Origin of the sequence: Methylocystis rosea, from assembly GCF_003855495.1 — a bacterium.
Lineage (GTDB): Bacteria > Pseudomonadota > Alphaproteobacteria > Rhizobiales > Beijerinckiaceae > Methylocystis > Methylocystis rosea_A.
The window spans coordinates 2,171,096-2,197,051 of the sequence record NZ_CP034086.1 but is presented as its reverse complement, the minus strand read 5'-3'; the positions used below and the strand labels follow the sequence as shown (position 1 = coordinate 2,197,051).

General features: G+C 64.6%; 25 protein-coding genes. 10 read left to right on the top strand and 15 right to left on the bottom strand.

Translation table 11 applies throughout. From position 1 onward, the window contains the following. Positions 1-53: 53 nt before the first annotated feature. From EHO51_RS10655 to EHO51_RS10630, 6 genes are all read right to left on the bottom strand, one after another. Complete coding sequence (locus EHO51_RS10655; protein WP_124738881.1) at positions 54-833, bottom strand: polyphenol oxidase family protein; 780 nt, start codon at positions 831-833, stop codon at positions 54-56. Between the two features lie 11 nt (positions 834-844). Then, complete coding sequence (locus EHO51_RS10650; RefSeq protein ID WP_124738880.1) at positions 845-1,927, bottom strand: class I SAM-dependent methyltransferase; 1,083 nt, start codon at positions 1,925-1,927, stop codon at positions 845-847. Continuing rightward, complete coding sequence (lgt, locus tag EHO51_RS10645; RefSeq protein WP_124738879.1) at positions 1,924-2,748, bottom strand: prolipoprotein diacylglyceryl transferase; 825 nt, start codon at positions 2,746-2,748, stop codon at positions 1,924-1,926. Before lgt ends, EHO51_RS10650 begins: the two co-directional genes overlap by 4 nt. Positions 2,749-3,021: 273 nt before the next feature. Further along, on the bottom strand, positions 3,022-5,229 hold the full coding sequence (locus EHO51_RS10640) for a 3-hydroxyacyl-CoA dehydrogenase NAD-binding domain-containing protein (protein WP_124738878.1): 2,208 nt from the start codon (positions 5,227-5,229) through the stop codon (positions 3,022-3,024). Between the two features lie 150 nt (positions 5,230-5,379). Beyond that, positions 5,380-6,588: an acetyl-CoA C-acetyltransferase gene (locus EHO51_RS10635; protein WP_124738877.1), complete on the bottom strand. Its 1,209-nt coding sequence runs from the start codon at positions 6,586-6,588 to the stop codon at positions 5,380-5,382. 150 nt (positions 6,589-6,738) lie between these two features. Beyond that, positions 6,739-8,532, bottom strand: a complete 1,794-nt coding sequence (locus EHO51_RS10630) for an acyl-CoA dehydrogenase C-terminal domain-containing protein (protein WP_124738876.1) — start codon at positions 8,530-8,532, stop codon at positions 6,739-6,741. Positions 8,533-8,811: 279 nt separating this feature from the next. On the opposite strand from EHO51_RS10630, the gene EHO51_RS10625 reads away from it, so the two are divergent. After that, a complete protein-coding gene (locus EHO51_RS10625; RefSeq protein ID WP_124738875.1) occupies positions 8,812-12,594 on the top strand; it encodes an SEL1-like repeat protein in 3,783 nt (1,260 codons plus the stop codon). Between the two features lie 115 nt (positions 12,595-12,709). Further along, the gene (locus EHO51_RS10620) at positions 12,710-13,006 is read left to right on the top strand and encodes a hypothetical protein (RefSeq protein ID WP_432431907.1); all 297 of its coding nucleotides are present in this window, start codon (positions 12,710-12,712) and stop codon (positions 13,004-13,006) included. 7 nt (positions 13,007-13,013) lie between these two features. On the opposite strand, the gene EHO51_RS10615 is transcribed toward EHO51_RS10620, so the two are convergent. Then, entirely contained in the window at positions 13,014-13,544 is a 531-nt protein-coding gene (locus EHO51_RS10615) for an RES family NAD+ phosphorylase (protein WP_164479383.1), read from the bottom strand. Beyond that, the gene (locus EHO51_RS10610; RefSeq protein ID WP_124738874.1) at positions 13,541-13,903 is read right to left on the bottom strand and encodes a hypothetical protein; all 363 of its coding nucleotides are present in this window, start codon (positions 13,901-13,903) and stop codon (positions 13,541-13,543) included. The genes EHO51_RS10615 and EHO51_RS10610 overlap by 4 nt, the downstream gene beginning before the upstream one ends. A 150-nt stretch (positions 13,904-14,053) precedes the next feature. Between EHO51_RS10610 and EHO51_RS10605 the strand changes: the two genes are divergently transcribed. Continuing rightward, positions 14,054-15,229: a lytic murein transglycosylase gene (locus EHO51_RS10605; protein WP_164479382.1), complete on the top strand. Its 1,176-nt coding sequence runs from the start codon at positions 14,054-14,056 to the stop codon at positions 15,227-15,229. Here the strand turns inward: EHO51_RS10605 and EHO51_RS10600 are convergent. Together EHO51_RS10600 and EHO51_RS10595 are read right to left on the bottom strand one after the other, a co-directional pair. Continuing rightward, positions 15,197-16,360, bottom strand: coding sequence for an AI-2E family transporter (locus EHO51_RS10600; protein WP_124738872.1), 1,164 nt, complete (start codon positions 16,358-16,360; stop codon positions 15,197-15,199). The two genes, EHO51_RS10605 and EHO51_RS10600, sit on opposite strands and share 33 nt — an antisense overlap. A 151-nt stretch (positions 16,361-16,511) precedes the next feature. Continuing rightward, a complete protein-coding gene (locus tag EHO51_RS10595) occupies positions 16,512-16,712 on the bottom strand; it encodes a hypothetical protein (RefSeq protein ID WP_124738871.1) in 201 nt (66 codons plus the stop codon). A gap of 165 nt (positions 16,713-16,877) precedes the next feature. Between EHO51_RS10595 and EHO51_RS10590 the strand changes: the two genes are divergently transcribed. The 3 genes from EHO51_RS10590 (at position 16,878) to lptA (ending at position 18,793) form a co-directional block, all read left to right on the top strand. Continuing rightward, positions 16,878-17,492: a ribonuclease D gene (locus EHO51_RS10590; RefSeq protein WP_124738870.1), complete on the top strand. Its 615-nt coding sequence runs from the start codon at positions 16,878-16,880 to the stop codon at positions 17,490-17,492. Positions 17,493-17,557: 65 nt separating this feature from the next. Further along, positions 17,558-18,262, top strand: coding sequence for an LPS export ABC transporter periplasmic protein LptC (gene lptC / locus EHO51_RS10585; protein ID WP_124738869.1), 705 nt, complete (start codon positions 17,558-17,560; stop codon positions 18,260-18,262). Next, positions 18,263-18,793: a lipopolysaccharide transport periplasmic protein LptA gene (gene lptA, locus EHO51_RS10580; protein ID WP_124738868.1), complete on the top strand. Its 531-nt coding sequence runs from the start codon at positions 18,263-18,265 to the stop codon at positions 18,791-18,793. It begins immediately after the preceding gene. 12 nt (positions 18,794-18,805) lie between these two features. On the opposite strand, the gene EHO51_RS10575 is transcribed toward lptA, so the two are convergent. Next, positions 18,806-19,303, bottom strand: coding sequence for a lytic transglycosylase domain-containing protein (locus tag EHO51_RS10575; protein ID WP_124738867.1), 498 nt, complete (start codon positions 19,301-19,303; stop codon positions 18,806-18,808). 173 nt (positions 19,304-19,476) lie between these two features. Here EHO51_RS10575 and EHO51_RS10570 point away from each other — a divergent pair, with 173 nt between their 5' ends. The 3 genes from EHO51_RS10570 to EHO51_RS10560 all read left to right on the top strand — a co-directional run bounded on the left by EHO51_RS10570 (position 19,477) and on the right by EHO51_RS10560 (position 20,547). Further along, positions 19,477-19,806 (top strand): DUF3175 domain-containing protein, encoded by a 330-nt coding sequence (locus tag EHO51_RS10570; RefSeq protein ID WP_124740116.1) that lies wholly within the window; start codon positions 19,477-19,479, stop codon positions 19,804-19,806. Between the two features lie 70 nt (positions 19,807-19,876). Further along, on the top strand, positions 19,877-20,149 hold the full coding sequence (locus EHO51_RS10565; protein ID WP_124738866.1) for an AbrB/MazE/SpoVT family DNA-binding domain-containing protein: 273 nt from the start codon (positions 19,877-19,879) through the stop codon (positions 20,147-20,149). After that, on the top strand, positions 20,146-20,547 hold the full coding sequence (locus tag EHO51_RS10560) for a type II toxin-antitoxin system VapC family toxin (protein WP_124738865.1): 402 nt from the start codon (positions 20,146-20,148) through the stop codon (positions 20,545-20,547). The genes EHO51_RS10565 and EHO51_RS10560 overlap by 4 nt, the downstream gene beginning before the upstream one ends. Positions 20,548-20,624: 77 nt before the next feature. On the opposite strand, the gene ettA is transcribed toward EHO51_RS10560, so the two are convergent. Both ettA and EHO51_RS10550 read right to left on the bottom strand, forming a co-directional pair. Next, positions 20,625-22,277 (bottom strand): energy-dependent translational throttle protein EttA, encoded by a 1,653-nt coding sequence (ettA, locus tag EHO51_RS10555; RefSeq protein WP_018409087.1) that lies wholly within the window; start codon positions 22,275-22,277, stop codon positions 20,625-20,627. 132 nt (positions 22,278-22,409) lie between these two features. Beyond that, complete coding sequence (locus EHO51_RS10550; protein WP_124738864.1) at positions 22,410-23,093, bottom strand: hypothetical protein; 684 nt, start codon at positions 23,091-23,093, stop codon at positions 22,410-22,412. A gap of 140 nt (positions 23,094-23,233) precedes the next feature. Between EHO51_RS10550 and purD the strand changes: the two genes are divergently transcribed. After that, positions 23,234-24,517 carry a phosphoribosylamine--glycine ligase gene (gene purD, locus EHO51_RS10545; protein ID WP_124738863.1) on the top strand — a complete coding sequence of 428 codons (1,284 nt, stop codon included), beginning with the start codon at positions 23,234-23,236 and terminating at the stop codon, positions 24,515-24,517. A gap of 40 nt (positions 24,518-24,557) precedes the next feature. Here the strand turns inward: purD and EHO51_RS10540 are convergent, their stop codons facing one another. Further along, positions 24,558-25,166: a TPM domain-containing protein gene (locus tag EHO51_RS10540; protein WP_124738862.1), complete on the bottom strand. Its 609-nt coding sequence runs from the start codon at positions 25,164-25,166 to the stop codon at positions 24,558-24,560. Continuing rightward, positions 25,166-25,954, bottom strand: a complete 789-nt coding sequence (locus tag EHO51_RS10535) for a TPM domain-containing protein (protein WP_124738861.1) — start codon at positions 25,952-25,954, stop codon at positions 25,166-25,168. The genes EHO51_RS10540 and EHO51_RS10535 overlap by 1 nt, the downstream gene beginning before the upstream one ends. Positions 25,955-25,956: the final 2 nt, after the last annotated feature.

The following is a 25,956-nucleotide window of genomic DNA, read 5'->3' as shown; positions in this document are numbered from 1 at the left end:
GGATTCCGGTCAGGCCTTCGCCTTTCACGCGAACCGATCAATCCGCACATGTGTTAGATCAGCGCGATCGCCGAGACGAGCCGCCCATAGTCCGGCTCGCGGCGATGCACGCTGCGGCGGTAGCTGAAGCAGCGCGCTTCATCGGCGTAAGTGTCGACGCCGAGGTCTTCGAAGGAGGCCACATCCAGCGTCTCGACGCGTGAGGCGATGAAGCCCGGCAGATCGAAGGTGGCATGGCCTTCGCGCGCCGTCGGCGTAAAAAAGCGCGAAAAGGACGCGTTGGCGTCGCGAAACTGATCGATGAATTCCGGCCCGACTTCATAACTCGTCGCGCCGATCGCCGGGCCGAGCGCGACATGGATGTCGGCGCGGCGCGCGCCATGCGCCTCCATCTCTCTGACGGTCGCTTCGATGACGCCGCCGAGCGCGCCCTTCCAGCCGGCGTGGCAGGCGCCGATGACGGCCGCCTTCGCGTCGGCGAAAAGCAACATGCCGCAGTCGGCGCCGGTGACGCCGAGCGCGAGCGAGACTTCCGCCGTCACCACGCCGTCGCATCGCGGCCGCGCGTCAGCGCTCCACGGTTCGCGCACGGCGCGCGCCTCCGCGGAATGGATCTGGAACGGCACCAGCAGGCGCTCGGCCTCAACGCCGAGACGCGCCGCCATGCGGGCGCGATTCTCCTCGACATGCGGCGGCGCGTCGCGCGAGCCGACGCCGCCATTGAGCGTGGCGTAGACGCCTTCGGACACGCCGCCGCCGCGGGTGAAAAAGGCGTGGCGCAGGCCAGGCAGGCTGAGATTTCGCGCGGTCAGCGCAGGCGTTTCGAACGTCATCGCATCAGATGCTACACGAAAAATCCCGGCAGGTCGGGCATGTCGGGATGGGTCACCGCCATCACCTTGAACAGTCCGCCCATCTGATGGCGCGCGTCATCGACGCCAGCGAGACGTTCGAAGGCGTCGATGATCGACTGCGCCTGTTCGGGCGTCGCCTTTTTCGACAAGGTCTCGGCGCGGCGTTCGATGCCAAGCTGCAGCAGAAATTGCGCTTGCGTGACCGGGCCCATCACCTTGGCGCCGCGCGCGCGCGCGGCGCGCGCCAGAGCCGCGAAGTCAACGTGCGCGGTCAGATCCGCATCTCCCGGGGTAGCGAGCGGATCGACATAGGCGTGGCGCGACACCGCCTGCAGACTTTCGCCAAGCGACGTCTGCTCATAGCCATAGTCAATGAGCAGCAGCGCGCCGCCCTCGGCGACGAGCCGCGCGGCGATGTCGCCGATGAGCTTTTGGCTTGCGGCGCTCACTTCGATGATCGATCCGTCGCGCGCCGGAACATTGAGCGTCGGCTCGATCTGATCGGACAGTCCGAAGGCGAGTTCGCCTTGAGCGTCGAGCCCGACAAGTTGTTCGCGCCAGCCGCCGGCGGTCTTGACGAAGTGCCTGACGGGCAGGGCGTCAAAAAACTCATTGGCGAGGATGAAGGCCGGACCGGGCGGCGTTTCCGCAAAATCCAGATGCCATTGCGCCGGCTTTGCGGCCCTGGCCAGCGTCTGGCGTTGCGTCTCGCGCAGAACCGGACTGGTTTCGACGAGATGCACGCTGACGGCGGAAAAGAAGTTGGGCGCGATCGGCGTCACCCGCAGCACGTCCGACATCAGCGTGCCGCGGCCGGGTCCGAGTTCGACAAGCCTTGCCTCAGTCGGCGCGCCGGCGGCGCGCCAGGCTTCGGTGACCCAGACGCCGAGCAATTCGCCGAACATCTGGCTTATCTCCGGCGCGGTGACGAAGTCTCCGCCAGCGCCGAACGGGTCGCGCGTCATGTAATAGCCGTAGCGCGGATGCGTCAAACAGAGCGACATGTAGCGCTCGAGCGTCATCGGACCGTCATGAGCGATCGTCTCGACGATCTCTCTCTTTAAGGCGCTCATGCCGTCGCGCTCCTTGGGCGCAGCGCGAACAGGATCGCCGCGGCGCCAATCAAAACAAGCGGCGTCGAAAGGACCATGCCCATGGTCAATCCATTGGGCAGCGCTTCCTGCACCGGATCGGGTTCACGAAAAAACTCGCAGAAAATGCGCGCCAGTCCATAGCCGACGCCAAAAAGGCCGGTGGCGAGACCCGGGTGTTTGAGCGCGCCGTGGCGCGCGGCGAGCCACAACAGCAGGCCCAGCGCCACGCCTTCGAGCCCCGCCTCATAAAGCTGGCTGGGATGGCGCGGGACGTCGCCCGCGCCGGGAAAGACCATCGCCCAGGGCACGTCGGTTTCGCGCCCCCACATCTCGGGCTTGATGAAATTGGCGAGGCGGCCGAAGAAAAGTCCGATCGGCGCCACCACCGCGCAAATGTCGCTCACGGTGAGCAGCGGCACGCCGCTGCGACGCGCGTAAAGGACCATGCCGATGGTCGCCCCGACGAGGCCGCCATGAAAGGCCATGCCGCCCTTCCATGTCTGGAAAATTTCCAATGGGTGCGCGAGGTAAAAGCCCGGATCATAGATCAGCACATGCCCGAGTCGTCCGCCGATGACGACGCCGAAGGCGACGAAGACGAGAAGATCATCGAGCGACTCTCGGCTTGGTCGCGGTTGGCCGCGTCTCCAGAGCGCGTCGTTGGCGGCGAGCGCGCGCAAGCCGAGCCAGCCGAAGATGAAGCCGCCGATATAGGCGAGCGCATACCACCGCAGCGGCACGGGCCCGATGTTGACGGCGACAGGATCGATCACTGGAAAGGGAAGCACAAAAATCGGCATCAACCAGGTCCGGGCGCGGGCGCGCGTTTCGAACCTACACGCCCAGCCTGTCTTTTACCCGTCGGCCCTGCGGATGTCATGTCCCCTAAAGGTGAAGCGCCCTCGCAGCGTGCGTTCAGACGCGGCCCCTCGTCCTTCGAGACGCGCCTGCGGCGCTCCTCAGGATGAGGGGCCTCAGCTCCGCATTTTTGCATGCTCGATGAAGAAGCCCTCATGCTGAGGAAGTCGCGAAGCGACCGTCTCGAAGCACGAGGGCTGTGATGCCGAATGTGATTACGCCGCCATTTTCTGCGGCATGAACCGCCCGTAGAACGTTTCGCCTTTCGCCGCCATGTCGCGCAGCAGTTGCGGCGGCTCGAAACGCTTGCCGTATGTCGCGGCGAGCTTGTCGCACAGCGCGACAAAGGCCTTCGCGCCCATGCCGTCGATGTAGGAGATGACGCCGCCGGTGAAGGGCGCGAAGCCGAATCCAAGAATGGAGCCGACGTCGGCCTCGCGCGGATCGGTGACGACGCCCTCCGCCATGGCGCGGGCCGCCTCGACCGCCTGCGTGACGAGAAAGCGCTGCTTCATTTCGGCGACGTCGAGCGTATCGGGGTCGATCTCATTCTGCGCCAGGGCCGAGAGACCGGGCCAGAGGCTTTTCGTTCCATTGGCGTGATAGTCATAAAAGCCCTTGCCGTTCTTGCGGCCGAAGCGGCTGTTTTCCTCGACCATGAAGCGCAGCACGCGTTCTTGCGCGGGATCGACGGAGCCTTCGCCGAGGTCCTTCTTCGTCGCCTGCAGGATTTTCCATCCCAGATCGAGCGCGACTTCGTCATTGAGCGACAATGGCCCGACCGGCATGCCAGCCATGCGGGCGACATTCTCGATCATCGCCGGCGGCACGCCGTCGACAAGCATGATCTGCCCTTCGCGAACATAATTGAGCACGCAGCGATTGGCGAAGAAGCCGCGCGAGTCGTTGACGACGATCGGCGTCTTCTTGATGATGCGGACGAAGTCGAGCGCCGTGGCCAGCGCGCGATCGCTCGTTTTCTCGCCCATGATCACTTCGACGAGCAGCATCTTCTCGACGGGCGAGAAGAAATGGATGCCGATGAAGTTCTCGGGCTTCTGCGTGGTTTCCGCGAGCGAGGTGATCGGCAGCGTCGACGTGTTCGAGGCGAAGATGACGTCGGCGCCCACAACCTCCTGCGCGCGCTTGGTGACGTCCGCCTTGACCGCGCGATCCTCGAATACGGCTTCGAGCACGAGATCGCAGCCTTTGAGCGCGGCATAATCGGCGGTGGCGACGACGCGCGCCATCAGCGCGTCCTTGTCGGCGGCGGTCGCGCGGCCCTTGCTGACGGAGCTCGAAATGAGCTTGTCGATCGTGGCCACACCCTTATCGGCGCTTTCCTGATCGCGATCGATGAGAACGACGTCGAGGCCGTTCAGCGCGCTGATATAGCCGACGCCCGCGCCCATGAAGCCCGCGCCGATAATGCCGATCTTCTTGAGATTGGTGGGGCCGACGTCCTTGGGCCGATGCGCGCCTTTGTCCAATTCGTTCTTCGAGAGAAACAGCGAGCGGATCATCGCCGCCGCTTCCTTCGAGCGCAGGATATGCGCGAACCAGCGCGACTCGACGGTCAGCGCCTGGTCCATCGGCAATTGCAGCCCTTCATAGACGGCGTGCAGAATGGCCTTGGCGGCGGGATAATTGTTGTAGGTCTCGCGGCGATAGATGGCGTTGGCGGCGGGCCAGATCATCATGCCGGTCGGCGAGAACACCCTGCCGGACGGAGCCTTGAACTCCTTCGCGTCCCACGGCGCCTGCGCCTTGCCGCCGTTGACGATAAAGGCGCGGGCGCGCTCGACGATTTCCGCTTTCGGCGCGATCTCATGCACGAGCTTCGCGCCGAGCGCGGCTCTCGGCTTGATCTGATCACCCTTGAACAGAAACTGCAGCGCATCGCCCGTCTGCATGATGCGTGACACGCGCTGCGTGCCGCCCGCGCCCGGAAAGAGACCGACCTTGATTTCAGGCAGCCCGACTTTGGTCTTCTCGTCGTCGGCCATCACGCGATAATGGCAGGCGAGCGCGAGTTCGAACGCGCCGCCAAGACAGACGCCGTGAATGGCGACGGCGAAAGGTTTGCCGCAGGTCTCTAGCTTGCGGTAGAGGAGCGACAATCGGCGCGAAAATTCGAAGAAATGCTTGTTCGCCGCGTCTTCGCCCTGCTCCTTGAGCGCCCTGGCGTATTGCGCGGCGCCATGCTGCAGCATGGAAAGATCGGCGCCGCCCGAAAAAGCGCTCTTGCCCGACGCGATCACGCAGCCTTTGACGTCGGGCGCGGCGACCACTGTGTCGATGAGCTGCTCCAGCTCGTCCATCACTTCGGGCGTGATGACGTTCATCGTGCGCTCGGGCATGTCCCAGGTCGCAAGCGCGACGCCGTCGGCGCCGGTCTCGAAGCGGAAATTGACGAGGTTCATTGTTTCGTCTCCGAAAGATTTTGCGCTGTATTGAACCTCGTCCTTCGAGACGCCCGCTGCGCGGGCTCCTCAGGATGAGGTTCATAACGTTGCCTCACCCTGAGGAGCGAGCGCAGCTCGCGTCTCGAAGGGCGAGGAAACGTTGACCCTTCACACCCGCTCCACGATCGTCGCGGTGCCCATGCCGGCCCCGATGCAGAGCGTCACGAGCGCGGTCGATTTTCCCGTGCGCTCCAATTCGTCGATTGCGATTCCCATCAGCATGGCGCCCGTCGCGCCGAGCGGGTGACCCATGGCGATGGCGCCGCCATTGACGTTGACCTTGGCGGGGTCGAGTTCGAAGGCTTCGAGGTAGCGCAGCACGACGGCGGCGAAGGCCTCGTTCACCTCAAAGAGGTCGATATCGTCGACGTTCATGCCGGCGCGGTGCAGCACTTTCTTCGTCACATCGACAGGGCCGGTGAGCATCAGCGCCGGGTCCGAGCCGATATTGGCGTAGGCGCGAATCTTCACGCGAGGTTTCATGCCGAGCTTCTCGCCCGCTTCTTTCGAACCGACGAGCACCGCCGCCGCGCCGTCGACGATGCCCGACGAATTGCCGGCATGATGGACGTAATTCAATTTCTCGACTTCGGGATGCGCCTGAATCGCCACCGCGTCGAAGCCGCCCTGCTCCGCGTAAAAGGCGAAGGACGGCTTTAGCGCCGCGAGCGACTGCATGTCGGTTCCCGGCCGCATATGTTCGTCGCGGTCCAGCAGGGTGATGCCGTTGACGTCCTTCACCGGCACGATCGAATGTTTGAAGCGGCCTTCTTCCCACGCCTTCGCTGCGCGCTTTTGCGATTCGACGGCGTAGGCGTCGACGTCATCGCGCGAGAAGCCGTATTTGGTGGCGATGAGGTCCGCCGACACGCCCTGCGGCATGAAGTAGGAGGGAATGGCGATCGTCGGATCGACAGGCCAGGCGCCGCCGGACGCGCCGATGCCGACGCGGCTCATGCTCTCGACGCCGCCGCCGATCGCAAGATCATGCTGGCCCGACATGATTTCGCCGGCGGCGAAATTCACCGAGTCCAATCCGGACGCGCAGAAGCGGTTGATCTGCACGCCGGGCACTTTGTAGGAGTAGCCCGATGAAATCGCCGCGGCGCGGGCGATGTCGCCGCCGGCCTCGCCGACCGGATCGACGCAGCCGAGGATGACATCGTCGATTTCGGGACCTTCGAGCTTGTTGCGCTCCCTGACCGCTTGCAGCGCCGTGACGGCGAGGCCGAGCGAAGAGACCTCATGCAGCGAGCCGTCCGGCTTGCCGCGACCGCGCGGCGTGCGGACTGCGTCGTAGATAAAAGCGTCGGCCATGAAGAGTTCCTCTTCTCGAATCTTTCCAGCACGTCCCTCTCCCGCTTGCGGGAGAGGGTGGCCCGGCGCAGCCGGGTCGGGTGAGGGCCCTCATCCGTCACGCCTTCGGCGCGACACCTTCTCCCGCGAGCGGGAGAAGGAGGGCGCCCCTTAAAACATCTCCTCGGGGAGCGACATCATCGTGTCGGCGCCGGTTGAAATGCGCGTCAGGCGCAGGCTCGTTTCAGGCAGCATGCGCTCCATGTAGAAGCGCGCGGTGAGCAGCTTGGCGTCCATCAGTTCGGCCCGCTCAGGCTCTTGCGCCTTTATCGCCAACGCCGCCTGCGCGATCTTCACCCACATGACGCCGAGCGCGACGCGGCCGAAGAGATGCATATAGTCGTAAGAAGCGGCGCCGGCGTTGTCGGGCTTCGCCATGGCGTTCTGCATCAGCCACATCGTCGCCTTTTGCAGATCGTCGAGCGCCGACTTCACCGGCGCGGCGAAGGATTTCATCGCTTCGTCCGATGCCAGCGGCGCCAACAGCTCCGTCGTGTCCTTGAAATAGGCCATGATCGCCCGGCCGCCGTCGCGCGGCAGCTTGCGGCCGACGAGGTCGAGCGCCTGAATGCCGTTGGCTCCTTCGTAGATCATGCAGATGCGCGCATCGCGCACGAACTGCTCCATGCCCCATTCGCGGATATAGCCATGTCCGCCGAGCACCTGCTGGGCCTTGACGGTGTTTTCGAAGCCGATGTCGGTGAGCACGCCCTTGAGCACGGGCGTCAGCAGGCCGAGGCGGTCCTCGGCCGCCTGGCGCGAGGCGGCGTCGTCCGATCGGTGCGCGATGTCGCTGTCGAGCGCGGCCGAAAGCGCGAAGCCGCGCGCCGCTTCGTTGAAGGCCTTCATCTCGAGCAGCATCCGCCGCACGTCCGGATGCACGATGATCGGGTCGGCCGGCTTTCCGGGGTCTTTGGGTCCGGAAAGCGCGCGGCCCTGCAGACGCTCCTTGGCGTATTGCGCCGCGTTCTGATAGGCGACCTCGGACTGGGCGAGGCCTTGCATGGCCACGCCGAGCCGCGCCTCGTTCATCATCACGAACATGGCGTTCAGTCCGCGATTGGCTTCGCCGACGAGAAAGCCCTGCGCGCCGTCGTAATTCATGACGCAGGTGGCGTTGCCGTGGATGCCCATCTTTTCTTCGATGGAGCCGCAGCTGACGCCGTTGCGAGGTCCAAGCGCGCCGTCGCCGTCGACCAGGAACTTCGGCACGACGAAGAGCGAGATTCCTTTCACGCCGGCGGGCGCGCCCTCGATGCGCGCGAGCACGAGATGCACGATGTTTTCCGTCAGATCATGTTCGCCGGCGGAGATGAAGATTTTTTGCCCGGTGATCGAATAGGAGCCGTCGCCGCGCGGCGTCGCCTTGGTCGTCAGCAGGCCGAGATCGGTGCCGCATTGCGGCTCGGTCAGATTCATCGTGCCCGACCAGCGGCCTTCGGCCATCTTCGGCACATAAAGTTTCTTCTGCTCGTCGTCGCCATGGCGCAGCAGAGCGGCGAGCGCGCCTTGGGTCAGACCCGGATACATGGCGAAAGACATATTCGCCGAGGAGGCGAACTCATTCATCGCCATCGACAGCGTATAGGGCAGGCCCTGTCCGCCATATTCCTCGGGCACGGCGAGGCTGATCCAGCCTCCTTGAGCGAAAGCGTCATGCGCCTCCTTGAAGCCCGGCGGGGTGGAGACGGAGGCGTCGTCGTGGCGCTTGCAGCCCTTTTCGTCGCCAATCTGGTTGAGCGGCGCGAGCGCCTCCTCGCAGATCTTTCCCCCCTCCAGGAGGATTTGCGACAGGACGTCCGGCGTCACGTCCGCGAAGCCTGGCAGATTGCCGAAACGCTGAAAATTCAAGACATCATTTAGCAGGAAGAGGGTGTCGTCTACAGGCGCCTTGTAGCTCGGCATCAACGCCTCCTTGCAAGCCGGCGCTTGGGGCCGAGCCGTCGCGCCGCGATTCTCTCGGGCTGCGTCATAGGTAGAGAGGCGCCGGCGCGGGCGCAAGCGAGCCGCTGTGCGACAATCGTGAACGCGACGGCTCTTTAGGGCCGTTTCTTAACGGCTTCTTTACTGCGATCGACGGAAAGTCACGGCGGTCGGCGGCCCGCGCCGACAGTAGCGCGCGATTCGCGCGTTCCACCGCGTTTTCGTCACAATTTCCACGGGTCGGTCCCGCCGGACAGCCACATGACCAAGGCGCAATTTCCTGATCAGGGTCGTCCGAATTCCGAGTCGCCCGAAGATAAGCGCGAGACCGGACATTGGGGGGGAAATCTTCCCAACGCGGAAGAGCCGAGCGACGAGAACCGTGGCGTCGACGAAGACGCCATCTGGCGGTCGATCGCTGCGCTCTCCAAAAGCCGTATCGAGAGCCAGCTCGGCGAACAGCCGGCCGCGAATGCGCGGCCGATTCGCAGCGCGCTGGCGGAGCTCGAAGCGCGGCTGGCGCGGCTGTCGGGCGAACATCGCGGCGCCGACGTCGAGAAGACGCTGCGCGGCCTTGATCAGCATCTCGCCGATATTGCAGGACGCCTGGACGACAATGCGGCGCGCGGGCGCGCAGCGAAGCCAGCGGAGACGTCGGGCGCCTCAGCCGGCTCGCGAAACGCCAGCTTCCCGGACGGTGGGCGCGGCGCGCGCAGCGCGGATGCGGCCGCCCGGCCAATTCTGGAAGCCTTCGCAAAAATCCCGCAGCGCCCACGCGCGCTCGACGACGCCCTCGGCGGGTCTGAGAACGCGTCCGGATCGCGCTTTGAGGCGCTGCAGCGCTCGATCGATTCCGTCACGCAGGGTTTAGACAGCTTTCGCGAGGACGCCGCCGAGCGCGGCGACCAGCAGCTTGTGATGATGCGACAAATCGAAAACGTCCGTCGCGAACTCCAGGATATGGCGCAAGCGATCGGCGAACTTGCGCCGCGCGCATCCGTCGCCGCTATCGAAACGGCGATGGGCGATCTGCGCCAGGGCATCGAGTCGCAACGCGGCCGCGGCGTTCCAGACGAGACGCTCGCGCCCGCCGAAAGAATTATCGGCGAATTGCGCGCCGTGATCGAAGATCTCGATCCGACGCCCATCGTGCGTAACCTGCGCGCCGACGTCGAAACGATCGGCTTCAGGCTGGAGAAGCTGCAGAATGGAGACGTTGCGAACGCTTCGGCTGTGCGCGACCTCGCGCGTGAAACTCATGAGATCAAGGAACAGCTGACGGCGCTCATGGCGCGGCCGCTGCCGCTTGAGAGGATCGAAACACGCATCATCGACGTCACGCAGCGAGTCGACGCGCTGGCGCTTTCACGTGGCGCGTCCGGCGCGGATCTCGGCGAAGTGGTCAAGGCGATCCGCTCCATCGTCGCGGCGGAAACAGGCAAGGGACTGGAGACCTTCAACAAGCGGCTGGAGCGGCTCGCGCGCAAGCTTGACGTCGTCGTCGAACAAACGGCGGCGGCGCGATTCGATGAAATCGGCGCGCGCATCGACGAACTCGGCAAGACGCTGGCGCAGCGCATCGATCGCGGCGCCGCCAACATGGCCCCCCTCGAAGCGCTCATCACAACGCTCGCCAAAAAAATCGATACGGCGCTGGACGGCGACGGTCACGCGTCGGCGTTCGAGGAGATCGGCCGCAGGTTCGATCGCTTCGAGTCCCGCGTCGGGGACAGCGCGCCGACAGAATCGCTCGCGCGCATCGAGGCCATGCTTGCCGAACAGAACGCCGAGCGTCAGTTCGCCGATCTCGCGCAGCGCATCGACGAGCTTCGACAGACGATCGCCGCGCGGTTGGAAAACCCCGGGGGCGTCGGCGATTCCGAACATTTCGCCGCGCTCGAGAATTTGGTGCGCGGCCTCGACAGGAAAATGGACGCCGCGTTCGCCGCCGATGCGCGGGACATTGATCTTCAGGCTGTCGAGCGTCAGCTCGCGCAGCTCTCGTTCAAGATCGACCGGCTCGACGATCCATTCTCAGCGCCGAGATTTGGCGAACAGAACACTCGGCTCGACGAAATCGTCGATCGCCTCGACCGGATGCACGCCGCATTCGCGCAGCGGGTCGAAGAGGACGGGAGCGTCGAGAAACGAGAGGGCGAGTTGGCGGCTCTCGTCGGGTCGCTCGCCGACCGCATGAAACAGTCGGCTGATCCCACGGCCGATGACGGTGCGCTCAAGTCGCTCGAAACTCAGATCGGCGCCCTGGCGCAGCGGCTCGAACGGATCGACGCGGGGAGCGGCGCGCTCATCGGCTTTGAGTCGAAGATCAACGATCTTTTCGCGCGCCTGGAGGACACGCGGTCCGCAACGACGCAGGCGGCGGAGGCGGCGGTGCGCCGGGCCGCCACGGAGGTTCTCCGCGATGCGGCGGGCGTTCAGCCGGCGGCCGTGCGCGTCGCTGTGCAGCGCGAATTGAGCGAATTGCTCAGGACGCAGGACGCGAGCGGTCAACGCACGAATGAAACGCTGACGGCGGTGCATCAAACGCTCGAGCGCGTCGTCAAACGGCTGGGCGTGGTCGATGACGAATGGACCGAGAACCGCTCCGTCGCGCGGCGCTCGCCAGATGCAGAACTCGGTGTCGAACCTTGCGGCGATGATACGCGCGAGCGGGTAGGCGCGCCGGCCGCTGACGCCTCAGATGCTGACGGCGAAGCCTTGGCGCCGGTCGATCCGATGGAGTTCCTGCTGCCGGTCGGCGAGGGGGGCGTGGAACGGCGCGAGCCTTTCCTGGCGCCCCCAGGAACGGAGGCCGATCAGGCCGCACATCGCAGTTCGATTCAGTTGGACTTCATCGCCGCCGCGCGCCGCGCGGCGCAAACGCCCGCGGCCGAGGCTGACGCTCAGTCGGCCGAAGCGGCGCGCCACGCGGGACAGGCTGGGGAAAAGCCGCAGGGCGCCGCCGTCGTCAATTTCAGCGCCCTCATTCAGGACCGCAAGCGTCCGCTGCTCCTAGGCATTGGCGCGGTCATGCTGCTGATCGGCGCCTATCAGATCGCGCGCATGGAGGGGCAGGGCGGCTTGACGCTGGGGCCGTCGCTCAGACAGCAGGAGGCGAAGGCGCCAGCCAAGGCGGTTCGGCCGGCGTTGTCGCCGGAAAAGCGTCTCGCCTCTAACGGCGCCTCGTCGCCGGTCGCCCAACGCCCGACCATGCCCGGGCCGGTTCTCAAAGAACTTCCCTCGGACATGGCGCCGGCGGCGTCCGTCGCACGACCCATCGCCGCGCAGCGGAACATCGATCCGACCCCCACTGGAACGATCGAGGCGCCGCCTCTGTCGCCGGGCGACGCCTTGGCGACGATCGAGCGACTCGCCGTCGAGGGCAATCCGGCCGCCCAGTATGAAATGGGCGCGCGTCTTGTCGAGGGACGCGGCGCCGCGCGGGACGCCAAGGCGGCCGCGCATTGGTTCGAAAAAGCTGCTGGTATGGGTCTGGCGCTCGCCCAATACCGGCTGGGTTCGATGTATGAGAGGGGCGTTGGGGTCGCGCGCGACTACGCCCGCGCCAGGCTGTGGTACGAGCGCGCGGCCGAGTCCGGCAACGCCCGCGCCATGCATAATGTCGCCGTGCTGCTCGCCGAGGGCGGCGACGGCAAGCCGGATTACGCCGCCGCTGCGGAGTGGTTCCGTCGGGCGGCCGAATACGGCATCCGTGACAGCCAGTTCAATCTCGGCATCCTCTACGCCCGGGGCCTTGGGATCAGCCGCGATCTGCAGCAATCCTACGTTTGGTTTTCCGCCGCGGCCGACCAGGGTGATGAAGACGCGGCCAAAAAGCGCGACGAAATCGGCGCCCGGCTGGATTCCAAGGAGCTTGCCGCGGCCAAGGCGCTGGCCGCCGCGTTCCGCGCCAAGACCCCGACGTCGGAGGCGAATGACGCGCCGGCGATCAGGACGGGCGGCGGCGAGGGCGAGAGGGAGCAGACTCCCGTCAAGCCGGCGCCGAAGTCGCCTTCCGGCAAGCCGCGGGTCTCGCAGCTTTGAAGCTTCGCTTGGCGGGCCATTAACGATTCGTCTACGGGATCGCTCCTATTGTCCCATCGAGCGAGCTTGCCGGCGCAGCGCGTGCGGACATGTGGCTCGCCCCTCTTGGGAGAGTATGATGCGCAGAACTATTGCGACGCTTTTGGCGGCTTTGGCTCTCGGCGCCGCGTCCCTGGCGCCGATTGCGCCAGCGCGCGCCGATTCCGCCGGCCCGGCCATTGCGGCGGGCATTGGCGGGTTTGCGCTTGGCGCCATCACCGGCGGGGCGCTCGCCAGTTCCGCGCCGCCCGTCGTCTATGCGCCTGGACCCGTTTATGTCGCGCCGCCGCCGGTGTGCTGGGTCGAGCGCCGTCCCGTCTTCGACGAATATGGCGACGTGATCGGCTCCCGCCCGCGCCGCGTCTGCGAGTGACGTGCGATCATCGCGTCCAAGAGGATTGATCGGCGGGAAGGTCGCGCAGCGGATCGAGCGCCGCGACTTTTGTCGCGCCTTCGATATTCCATCGCCAAAGGACGAGATTGAAGCCCGAAGCCTGAACCGAAGGGACGCGCACGCCGTCGATGTCTTGCGCAAGCAGACGCTTGGCGAGCGCCCAGCTCGGCGGCGCGCGCCTTTCGACGAAGGCGATCTGTTTCCACGGATTCTTCAATATCGCGGCATCGACGCCGAGCGCCTCAAGCGTTGGAATATCGCCGAGGTCCGCTATTCGTTCGCTTGTCACTTCATAGGCGCAGAGCGTTCCCGGCCTGATGCCGAGGTCCTGCTCATATTCCGCGACCGCTGTCGCGAAGTCCTCGGACATATAGAGCGCCGATAGGCCCGGCGGATTGAAGCGCCCGCCGCGCGCGGCGGCCCCGGCGCCGCTCAAGGGATCATGGGCCAATTTCGGCGCGAGCATCCGCCAATAGCGGCGCGCGACGGCGATCGTCGGCGCGCGCTTGGCCGTCACGCGTAGGAGCCCTCGCGCAGCAGATCGAGATGCGCCACCACGGCGTCGCTATGGCCGGCGGCGACCAGCTCCTCCGCGGTGCGTCCATCGAAACCAGAGAGCGGCTGATGCATGAACCAGACGATGGCGCGGCCCTGTTCGCCGCCGAGAAGCTCGGTCGCCGTGGCGATGATCCTGGCGACGTCGCCGAGGCGTTCTTGCACCAGCGGCGACTCCGGTCGCTGGGCAAGCGTATTGCGATGAACCTTGGCGAGCCGCGCAATCCTGGAGAGAGGCACATGCAGCGCCTCGCTCACGCGCTGCGGCGAAATGAAGCCGCCCCGCCGGTCGGTCACTTGGTCTAGGAAGGCGCTGATCATGGCGGGTTGGCTCTGTGCATGTAATGTGCACAATATGCCTATTGTGGTCACTGTTTCAAGCATCGGTCGGGCGACAAGGCCTGCGGCCGCTCCCAAGGGACGCCCATCCAACTCATGAAAAAGCCGCGTCCTTGCGCTAGAATTCGCGCCATGAACGCGAATCATCTTCTGGCGGCGCTTGCCGCGCTCATGCTCACGGCCGCGCCCGCCCGCGCCGAATGGTCGAGCTGCCTCTCCAGCCTGCGCTCGGCGGCGGCCAGAGCCGGCGTCGGCCAGCAGACCATCGCGTCGGCGACGAATGGGCTCACCCCCAACGACGCCGTCAGCTTCATGGACAAGCAGCCGGAGTTTACGACGCCCGTTTGGGACTATGTCGCCGGGCTCGTCGACGAGGAGCGCGTCGACGAAGGGCGCGTGATGCTGCATCAGCATGCCCGCGCGCTGCACGCGGCGGAAGGCCGATACGGCGTCGACGCTCCGACCATTGTCGCCGTGTGGGGCGTCGAATCCGACTTCGGCAAGAGCTTCGGCAAGCGCCCCGTGGTGCAGAGCCTCGCGACGCTCGCCTGCGAAGCGCCGCGCCGCAACGACTATTGGCGCAAGGAATTCATCGCCGCGCTCAAAGTCCTCGACCATGGCGATATCGCGCCAGAGGAGTTCTACGGCTCCTGGGCCGGAGCCTTCGGCCACACGCAATTCATGCCGTCGACCTTTCTCGGCATGGCGGTCGATCTCGACGGCGACGGCAGGCGCAATATCGCCAGCTCCGCAGCCGACTCGCTCGGCTCGACGGCGAATTATCTGCGCAAGAGCGGCTGGCATGCCGGAACGCCCTGGGGCTTCGAAGTGCGTCTGCCGGAAACCTATTCCGGACCTTCCGGCCGCAAGGGCCGCCAATCGATGGGCTTCTGGCAGTCGCGCGGCGTGACGCGCCTCGACGGCGGCGGCCTCGGCGAGGGAACTGCGGCGCTGCTCCTGCCGGCGGGGCGGAACGGACCCGCGTTCCTGGTGACGAAAAATTTCGACGCGGTCTACGCCTATAATGCCTCCGAATCTTACGCGCTGGCGATCTGCGTACTGTCCGACAGGCTGCGCGGAAGGCCGGGCATTCAGACGCCATGGCCGACAGACGATCCGGGCCTCTCGCGCGCCGAGCGCCGCGAACTGCAAGCGCTTCTGACCCGCAGCGGCTATGACGTCGGCGACTCAGATGGCGTGATCGGAACGAAAACCAAAGAGGCGATCGCCGATTTTCAGTCGCGCGCCGGCTTGCAGCGCAATGGCCGCGCCGGCCTAAAGGTTCTTAACGCCTTGCGCGGACGATAGCGCCGGCGACGTCTCCACGTTGAAGTCGGGCTCGGCGGCCGTTTCGTTGACCAATTTGAGGTCGTCGGCGATCCAGGCCTTCGTCAGCTCCCAAACGACGGCGAGCACGACCGGTCCTGCAAACAGGCCGGCGATGCCATGCGCGAGAACGCCGCCGATCACGCCCACGAAAATCACCGGTATCGGCGTCGACAGCCCATGCGCGAAAATGAACGGCTTCAGCACATTGTCCACGTAATTGACGCTGAGCATGCAAACCGTCAGCGCCAGCGCCGGCCCGGTCGCTAACGTCGTCCATCCCCAGAAGATGACGGGCGCGACGACGAGCAACGGCCCGATCTGAATAATGCCGAGGACGAGGATGGCGAGAGTCAAAAGGCTCGCGCCCGGCACGTCGGCGAGATACATGCCGGCGCCGCCAACGACGGCCTGCAAGAGCGACAGGCCCATGACGCCGCGTGAAACCGCGTTGATCGTCGCGCCGGCGAGATCGACGAATTTCTCGCCGCTCGAAGGATCGATCCGCCGCGACAGCGCGCGCGCCCCTGCGAGCATTTGCGGCGCGGCGGCGAGGATGAAGCCCATGAGCAGGACGGAGACCAGAAATTTGAGCGTGCCCGCGCCGGCGCTCTTCGCCATTTCGAGCAAAAATTCCCCGGCGGGCTTCAGCTGCGGCAAAACTTGGGTGAAGGCGCTGCGCAGATTGGTCGAGGCCAGCAGCCAGAAGGAATAAAGCTGCTCGCCGACGAACGGCCAGTCCTTGATCGAGGCCGGCGGCGGCGGGACGGCGATATCGCCGGTTTCAATGCCCGCCATCACCGCCTTGATGGGGTCGATGGCGCCGACGGCCATCCATGTGACGGGCCCGATGATCAGCACGAGGCCGGCGATCGTCACCAAAATGGCGGCGGCGATCGGCCGGCCGCCCAATATTTCGGCCACCACGCGAAAGATCGGATAGAGCGCCACGGCGAGCACGACGCTCCACAGAATAATCGCCGCGAAAGGCAGGACGATGATGAAGGTCCAGTAGATCAGCGCGCCGATCGCGAACAGCCGGATCGCCAGTTCGATGACCAGCATGTTGAAGCGGCGGTCGGAGCCGTTGAGGCCATTGGTCGGATCGTTCACCGGCGTTCTCTCGTCGCGATTTTGCATCGCAATAGAGTGAAGACTTGGCAGGCGTCTGACAAGAGGAGCAGTTTGCGCGGTCGGGCGGGTCGGTTCCGGGCGAACCGCAGCTCGCCGAGCGCCAGCGGAAGCCCTGCGGGTTCAACCGGCCCTAATAGTCGCCGCTTCCAACCAACGGATGGATGCCGCCGGCGCCGCCGCGATCGGCGTTCTGCCGACTGCGCTTGCCGGTTTTTGTCGCCTGGTCCGACTTTGCGGCCGAAACGGATTTGGCGCTGGATTTCGAGGACGCCGCGGAGGCGGGCGGCGCGGCAATTGCGCAAGCGACAATCAAAGCAAGAATGTAACGCATGGGGTTACTCCCTGGGCCAGGAGGTCCCTCGACCAGGGCCCAGCCATTAGTTAGCACAATTCGCCGCGCAGGCGAGCGCGTCGGGCGCAAACCCCCGCCGCGCTTCGACAAGCCTTGCGCATTCTGCGATAGACTGTCCGCTCCACATCGAATGATTCGAGCCGCATGACCATCCGCCTCCACCAGGGCGATCTCCCCGAGGGGATCGGCGCTGGCGCCATTGTCGCGATCGACACCGAGACTCTAGGCCTCAATCCGCATCGTGACCGTCTGTGCCTGGCGCAGCTCTCCTTCGGCGACGGGAACGCCGAGCTCGTCCAGTTCGGGCGCGGTCAAACGCGCGCTCCAAATCTTGAGCGCCTGCTCGCAGATCCGGCCATTCTGAAGCTCTTCCATTTCGCCCGTTTCGACATCGGCATCTTGGCCAAGACCTTCGGCTTCGTTCCGGCGCCGGTCTATTGCACCAAGATCGCCTCCAAGCTCGCCCGCACCTATACGGACCGGCATGGCCTCAAGGATCTCGTGCGCGAGCTTCTTGGCGTCGAGATTTCGAAGCAGCAGCAGTCGTCGGACTGGGGCGCCCCGATCCTTACCGACGCGCAGCAGACCTATGCGGCGTCGGACGTCCTTTATCTGCATCAGCTCAAGGACAAGCTCGACGCCATGCTGGCCCGCGAGGGCCGCGCCGAACTGGCGCAGGCTTGTTTCGACTTTCTGCCCGCCCGCGCCCGGCTCGACCTCGCCGGCTGGCCGGAAACCGATATTTTCGCCCATGAGTAAGGCTCTGGCGATCGAGGCTTTGGCTTTGCCTCGAATTCGCCACCTGCACGCCTCATGATCACGTCATGACCGACGTCTTGCCGGCGCCCAGCGCTCGCGATCGCCTGGGCGGCCTTGTTGCGCCGCGCCAGAGCGCCTTTCCGGAGGCGCTGCGCCACACGACGCGCGTTGCGCACCTGCGCCGCTGGATCCTTTGGGGGGCAGGCGGCGTCGTTGGAATTGTCGGCCTCGGCCTTCTGATCAGCTCGCTGCGCTTTCTGCCCGCCGATCTGAGCTTGGCGCGCGTCGCGCTCAAGGGGTCCCGCATCGTCATCGAGAGCCCCAAGCTCGTCGGCTATCGCAAGGACGGACGTCCCTACGAGGTGCGCGCGCTCGTGGGCACGCAGGATCTGGCGAAGCCTGATGTTTTCGAACTCGATCAGCTCGAGGTCCGGGTCGAGAACGCCAAGGACAATTCCATAGTCCTGTCGGCGGCGAAGGGCGTCTACAACAGGAAAGCCGATCGGGCCGATATGACCGGCGGCGTCAACATCCACGAAGACAACAACTTCGATATGCGGCTCGAGTCGGCGGTAATGGATTTCAAGGACAGCGTGATGACGTCCGACAAGCCCGTGCTGTTGAAGATCGACGGCGGCGAGGTCACCGCGCAATCTGTTGAGTTTTCCCAAAAGGACCGCCACGCGACTTTCGCGGGCGGCGTCCATTCGGTGCTATACGGTGAGGGCGATGCGCCTTCGCAAACGTCCGGCGCTGCGATCAAGGACTAAATGCGCCGCCACCTCTTCGTTCTTCCCCTAGCTGCGCTCGTCGCCGCGACGCCGGCCAGCGCCGCAGGCCGCTCGGGCGGCATTCTGCCGGGCGCCTCCGCCAAGGATCCGCTCAACATCGACGCGGGCAAGCTCGATTATTTCGAGAAGGAGCAGAAGCTCATCTACTCCGGCAGCGTCATCGTCACGAATGGGCCCTCGACGCTGAAGGCCTCGCGCCTCATCATTTTTCTCGAGGGAAAGGGCGGGGGACAACCCGCCGCGACGACCAACGACCGCGTCAAACATATCGACGCCGAAGGTCCGGTGACGCTGGTTTCAAAGGACCAGATCGGCACGGGCGATCGGGGCAGCTACGACAAGGCCGAAAACAAGGTTTATCTCATCGGCAACGTCACGCTCACCCAGGCCGAGAACATCGTGAAGGGCGACAAGCTCGTCTATGACGTGGCGACCGGCATGGCGACCGTGCAGGGCGGCGCGGCCCAGGGGGGGCGGGTGCGCAGCACCTTCACCCCGAAAAACCAATAAGGCTTTTACGGTTCACTGAGAGGCGGACGTCACCAGCTCGTCGAGCATCCGCTTGCGCTTCGCCTCGTAGTAGTAACCGCCGGCGTAAAGCTTGATCGCCCGGCCTTCGTCGCCGCCGCTGACCTTATAGGCGTTGGCGAGGTAAGGCACCGCGAACGCAAGATTGGTGTCGGCGTCGAGAAGACCGCTCGCTGGGCCCTGATAGCCCATGTGCCGCGCCGTGTCGTGACGGATCTGCATCAGCCCCCAATAGGGTCCATGGCGGGCGTGGGGATTGTAATTGCTCTCTCGGCGGATCGAGCGATGAATGAGCGATTCCGGAATGTCGTAGATGCGGGCGTAATGGGAAATTCGCGCATGCAGCGCGTCCTGGCCGGTGAGTTCGGTCGCCTTAGCGGCCTCTTCATAGGCGGCGGGAGCTGACGCGACGGGCGACTCCTGCGGCGCGCAGCCCGCGAGCGGCAGAGCGCCAATGGCGACAAAGGCGGCGGCTCGGCGGAATAGTCTCATCTAAAAAATCCCTCGCGGCCGCCCACGGCCCAGCTGGGAAATGCGCCACGCGCAGATGGCGAATTCGTGGCGGCCACGCTTCGGGGACATTGAATTCTGTGGGCGGCCGACTACCTGGCCAAGGCTCCTGACTGACAGCGCTCCTGACAAGCGCTTCTGAGATGAGGCGGATGATGGCGCCAAGGCAGCCGAAAAGCCGCGCGCCGGCAAAAAGTTCAAAGACCGCGACCAACTACTGGTCGGGCGAGGTCACGAGCCACAGCAACGCGCTCGATCTCGACGCGGGGGTGTTCACATGGGACGACCCCGTGAAGATCGCCCGCTCCCTGAAGCGGTCGGCGGAGGCGAGCGAGCGGCGCAAAGCGGACCCGTTCCGTTCCGCTATGTCGATGCTGACCTTCTACATCAACCGGGCCGGCAAGGATTTGCCCGACGCGCGCCGACAGGTGCTGGAGCAGGCGAAGGACGAACTGCGGAAGGCGTTTGGGCGGACGTCCCAATGAGCGTGCCCGCAGATTGACGCCTCGATTGAATGGGTATTACTTTCTTGAGCGAGTATTACCCTTTGGCGTCATGAGCACAAAAGTCACCATAAAGGGCCAGGTCACCTTGCCAAAGGCCGTACGCGAAGCGGCCGGCATCCGGCCCGGCGACCGCGTCAGCGTGCGCGCAAGGCCGGAGGGCGGCGTGCTGGTGGAGCGAAGTGATGCAGCTCAGGCGGACCCCGCGGCGCTGAAGGCGGCGAGGGGCAAGATCGAGCGGGCGCTCGCCGCGCTGGATCGCAAGGGCGTGAAATTTCGAACGACGACTGACGAGTGGATGCGTCTCCTGCGGGGCGACGATTGACGCTTGTCGACACCAATATCTTCATCGACCTGCTGACGCATGATTCCAATTGGTTTGAAGCGTCGCAGCAGGCGCTCGAACGAAGAATGTCGCTTGGAGCGATCTTGATCGTCGATGCCGTCTTTGCGGAACTGGCGACCGGCTTTACGGCCGAAGCCGATTGTTCCGACTTTTTAGGCGCGCTCGGGGCTGAACATTCCACAATGTCGCGTCAAGCCCTCTGGCGCGCCGGGCAGGCGTTTCGCGACTATCGGATACGCGGCGGCGCCAAGACGAATGTACTGGCGGATTTCTTTATCGGCGCGCAGGCGGAAACTCTCGGCGCTCCCCTGCTGACCCGAGACGTTGCGCGTTATCGAACGTATTTCCCGGAGGTCGCGATTGTAACGCCCGGCTGAGAACGGAGCAGCTAATCAGGCAAGACGAGAGAAGCTTTTGCGGCGTATGAAAGCAGGCCAAAGCGCATCTGCCATCGTCACCGCGCGAACTTCTTATATTTCAGCCGGTGCGGAATGACGCTGTCGATCCCGAGGCGCCGCTTCTTATCCTCTTCGTAATCGGCGAAGTTGCCTTCGAACCATTCGACATGGCTGTCGCCTTCATAGGCGAGAATATGCGTCGCGATGCGGTCCAGGAAAAAGCGGTCATGCGAGATGATGACGGCGCAGCCGGCGAAATCGACGAGCGCCTCTTCGAGCGCGCGCAGCGTGTCGACGTCGAGATCGTTGGTCGGCTCGTCGAGCAGCAACACATTGGCGCCGCTCTTCAGCATCTTGGCGAGGTGCACGCGGTTGCGCTCGCCGCCTGAAAGCTGACCGACCTTCTTTTGCTGATCGGCGCCCTTGAAATTGAAGGCCGAGCAATAGGCGCGGCTGTTGATCTCGCGCTTGCCGAGATAGATCACCTCATTGCCGTCCGAGATTTCCTCCCAGACGGACTTGTTGGCGTGCAGCGCGTCGCGCGACTGGTCGACATAGCCGAGCTGCACGCTGTCGCCGATCTCGATCGTCCCGTTGTCGGGCTTCTCTTGTCCGGTGATCATGCGAAACAGCGTCGTCTTGCCGGCGCCGTTCGGCCCGATCACCCCGACGATGCCCCCGGGCGGCAGTTTGAAGGAGAGATCGTCGATCAGAAGCGTGTCGCCATAGCCTTTCGACAGATGGTCGAAGTCGATGACATTGTCGCCGAGGCGTTCGGCCACCGGAATGACGATCTGCGCGGTCGTCGGCGCCTTGTCGTTCTGCTTGGCGACGAGTTCCTCATAGCGCTGAATGCGCGCCTTGCTTTTGGCCTGCCGCGCCTTTGGCGAAGCGGCGATCCACTCGCTCTCGGCTTCAAGCGCCCGCTGGCGCGCCTTGTCCTCGGAGGATTCCTGAGCCAGTCGCTTCTGCTTTTGCTTCAGCCAGCTGGTGTAATTGCCCTCGTAAGGGATGCCGCGACCGCGATCGAGCTCCAATATCCATCCGGTGACATTGTCCAAGAAATAGCGGTCGTGGGTGACGATCAGGATTGCGCCGGGATACTGGCGCAGATGTCCTTCGAGCCAGTTGACGGTTTCAGCGTCGAGATGGTTCGTCGGTTCGTCGAGGAGCAGCATTTCCGGCTGTTCGAGCAGCAATTTGCACAGTGCGACGCGACGCCGCTCGCCGCCCGAAAGCTTGGTGACGTCAGCGTCGTCCGGCGGGCAGCCAAGCGCGTCCATCGCCTGATCGACCTGGCTGTCCAAGTCCCAAAGACCTTTGGCCTCGATTTCGTCCTGGAGCTTAGTCATCTCGTCGGCGGTCTCGTCCGAATAATTCATGGCGAGATCGTTGTAGCGATCGAGAATGGCCTTCTTGTCGGCGACGCCAAGCATGACATTGCCGCGCACGTCGAGCGTCGGGTCGAGCTGCGGCTCCTGCGGCAGATAGCCGACCCGCGCGCCCTCGGCGACGAAGCCCTCGCCAGAATATTCCTTGTCGGCGCCTGCCATAATGCGCAGCAGCGTCGATTTGCCGGAGCCGTTGACGCCGAGAACGCCGATCTTCGCGTCGGGATAAAAGGAGAGATTGATGTTCTCCAAGACCTTCTTGCCGCCCGGATAGGTCTTGCTGAGGCCCTGCATGTGATAGATGAACTGCCGCGCCATATCGCCTCGCAAAGAGAGATTGCGCTGTCTTTAGAGCATTTTCACTCCGGGAGGGAAGCCGTCTGGGACCTTGGCGAGGCAGAAAAATGCCCCCGACGGCTTGTCGGGGGCATTTGTTTCCAGGCGCTGCGCTCAGGTTCGCATAAAACTCAGAACCGTGGCGCTAAGGGTGCTGCCCGTGAGCACGATCGTCGAGCCGAGCGCGAGCAGTGCGACCAGGTTCAGGGTCAAATCGGCGGGACTGCCGGCAAGCGCCAGTATGCCGAGGACGATCGCCGCCAGTCCTGCGAGCGCCTGAATGCCCGCTGAACCCGACGCCATTTCGCTCGCGAGCATCTCGGCGCCGACATGTTGCGACTGTCCGATCGCGGTCTCCATCTGAGCGGAGGCGCGTCGCAGCACATACAGGCGCCACACGGCGTTGCTGCTCAGCAACAGAGCGGTGCCATAGCCGATCGCCGCGACCGGGGTCAGGATTGCCGGACTGATTCCAAGGAGCGACAGAACGCCCAGCACTATGCCTGCAGCGCCGACGAGGAAGACGAGCGCGAGACTATTGCCGCCCATCTGTTCCACGGAAGCGGTTCGAACGCCGCCGGGAAACACGACCTGCATATATTCCGACAGCATAGCTCCGCCTTGAATCAACAATGCGACGCCAAACACGATCGTCGCGATTGCGACCATCATGGGGGGCGCTATTCCAACTAAACCGCAAATCACCAGGACGATGGTGGCGACGCCGCCAATGGCGTCAATGAGGCCGCCATAGGCGACCGCATTGTCATGCGAAGAGATCTCTCGGGTAATGGACATGTGGGACACTCCAGCCGCTAGCCCCCGGACCGATAGCTAGCGGCGCTTACGCAACGGGCAAGCACAGCATTTCGGCAGCGCATTGCCTTTTGGCGTCCGCGCGCTCTAGAAGCGGAAACGAAGCAACCGGGCGAGCGTTAATGAATGTTCTTCTGATCGGATCGGGCGGTCGCGAGCATGCGATCTCCAATGCGCTAACGAAAAGCCCGCTGCTGACGGGGCTCTATATCGCCCCAGGCAATCCGGGGACGGCTCGCGTGGGAGATAACGTCGATCTCGACGTCGCCAACCACCCCGCCGTGATCGACTTTTGTCGCGATGCGGGAATTGCGCTCGTCGTTGTCGGACCCGAGCAGCCGCTGATCGGCGGTCTCGTCGACGAACTGGAGAAGCACGGGATCCTCGCCTTCGGGCCAACTCAGGCGGCGGCTCAGCTTGAAGGGTCCAAGGGTTTTACAAAGGATTTGTGTCGCGACTACGGGATTCCGACCGCGAGCTATGCGCGATTTGCTGCGCTCGAGCCGGCGCTACACTATCTGCGTGAGCAGGGCGCGCCGATCGTCGTCAAGGCGGACGGGCTCGCCGCCGGCAAAGGCGTCGTCGTGGCTCGGACGCTCGAGGAAGCGGAACGCGCCGTGCAGGCGATGTTCGCGGGCGCTTTTGGACTCTCGGGCGCGGAGGTGGTCATCGAGGAATGTCTTGAAGGCGAAGAGGCGTCGTTCTTTGCGATTTGCGACGGCGTTCGCGCGCTGCCGTTCACGGCCGCCCAGGATCATAAGCGGGTTGGCGACGGCGACACGGGGCCGAACACAGGCGGCATGGGCGCCTACTCGCCGGCTTCAGTGGTGACGCCAGAAATAGAAGCGCGCGTGATGGCCGAGATCATCGAGCCCACGATGCGCGCCATGCGCGACAAGGGCGCGCCGTTCAAGGGCGTGCTCTACGCCGGACTCATGCTGACACAGGACGGGCCAAAGCTGATCGAATACAATTGCCGTTTCGGCGACCCCGAGGCGCAGGTCATTCTGCCCCGTTTCGAGGGCGATCTTCTCGAGCTGATGCTTGACGCCGCGCGGGGCGAATCGCCTTCGCACCGACCGCGGTTTTCGCCGCTCGCGGCGCTGACGGTGGTGCTGGCGGCGAAAAACTATCCGGGAACGCCAATGACCGGCTCGGAAATTCGCAATTTGGAGTGCGCCGAAGCCGTCGAGGACGTCGCCATCACCCACGCCGGCACGCGCGAAGAAGGCGGACGACTCCTCGCTGCCGGGGGTCGCGTGCTGAATGTCACGGCGTTAGGCGAAAGCGTCGCCGAAGCTCAGGCGCGCGCTTACGCGGCGGTCGACCTCATCGATTGGCCGGGCGGCTTTTGCCGCCGCGACATCGGCTGGCGGGAAGTCGCGCGCGAACGAGAGGCCTCATGAGCGTGGACGCGCATGGGTCGCCCGGCCAAGGCGCGGCCCGCTACATCACATAGATTTTATCCGGCAGTTCGTCGCCGCTCGCGCCGGGCGGCGCATGCCGCGCCAGGAGGCGCGCGCATTCCTCGATCGCCGCGACAAAGCCGTCCGAGAGCCGTTCGCGTTGCAGGTCTCGCAGCAGCAAATCGAGAGCGGCCTGCCATTCGTCATTACTGATCTTTGCGGCGATGGCGTCATCCGCGACGATGCGCGCGTAACGCTCGGCGAATGAGACGAAAATGAGCACGCCCGTGCGCGCCTTGGTGGCGGAGACGCCGCGCGAGAAAAACTGCTCAATCGCCTCGCGCGCGGCGCGGGCGCGCTTCACGGCGCGCGGCGTCAGGAAAAAGCGCACCGGTCCCCAGGAAACGACGAGCGTCGCAACGATAAAGATGGCGATCTGCGCCGCAAAAATCTCACGAGGCGAAAGTTGGGTGAAAAGCAGCATGGGCCAAGGCGACGCTAGCGCGATAAATGCGCCCCAGAGCGGTGGCACGAAGGCGTAATCGGATGAGCGACGCGCCAGCACGCAGACGATCTCGCCGGAGGTTTTTTCTTCGGCCCGACGAATCGCCTCCGCGATGCGCTCGAAGTCGTCCGCCGTGAGCTGCATCACCAATCCCCCGAAGCGCCGCCGCCACCCGATGAGCCGCCGCCGCCGGAAAAGCCGCCGCCGTCTCCGAAACCGCCTCCCCCTCCCCACCCGCCGCGAGAATCATCCCCCCAGAAGCCGCCGCTCGGGGGCAAGACGATGAAAGGGGGGCCGCCGCGCCTGTAACTCCGCTGGTACCGTTGCCGGCCGCGCGCGCTACGCGCCATCCAGACCACGATGAACAGAAAAAGAGCGAAAAAAATGAGCGGGGAAAGCTCATCGAAGGTCGTGGACTGTGGCCCCCGCGCGCGTTTTGTCCATTCCGCGGAATCGCCGGAGAGCACCTCGATGATCCCCTCGACGCCGCGTTCGATTCCCGCGCCGTAGTCTCGCGCTTTGAATCGCGGCGCCACCGCGCTCGTCAAAATGATCTTCGACAGCGCGTCGGTGAGCGTCCCTTCCAGGCCATAGCCGACTTCGATGCGCATTTTGCGCTCGTTCGGCGCCACCAGAAACAGAACGCCATTGTTCTTTTTTGCTTCGCCGAGCTTCCAAGCGCGAAACAGGCCGTTGGCGTAGGTTTCGACGTCCAGGCCGTCCAGCGAATTGACAGAGGCGACAACGAGCTGAATGCCGGATTTATCCTCGAGATCCCTCAGCTTTGTCTCGATCGCGCTTTTCGTGGACGGCGGAATGACATCGGCTTCGTCGACCACCCGACCAGCGAGTGGCGGATAGTTCACCGCCGCGAAGGCCAGCGACGCGACAAGAAAGAAGAGCGGCGCGAGCCAGCGCACGGCGCCGCGCATGG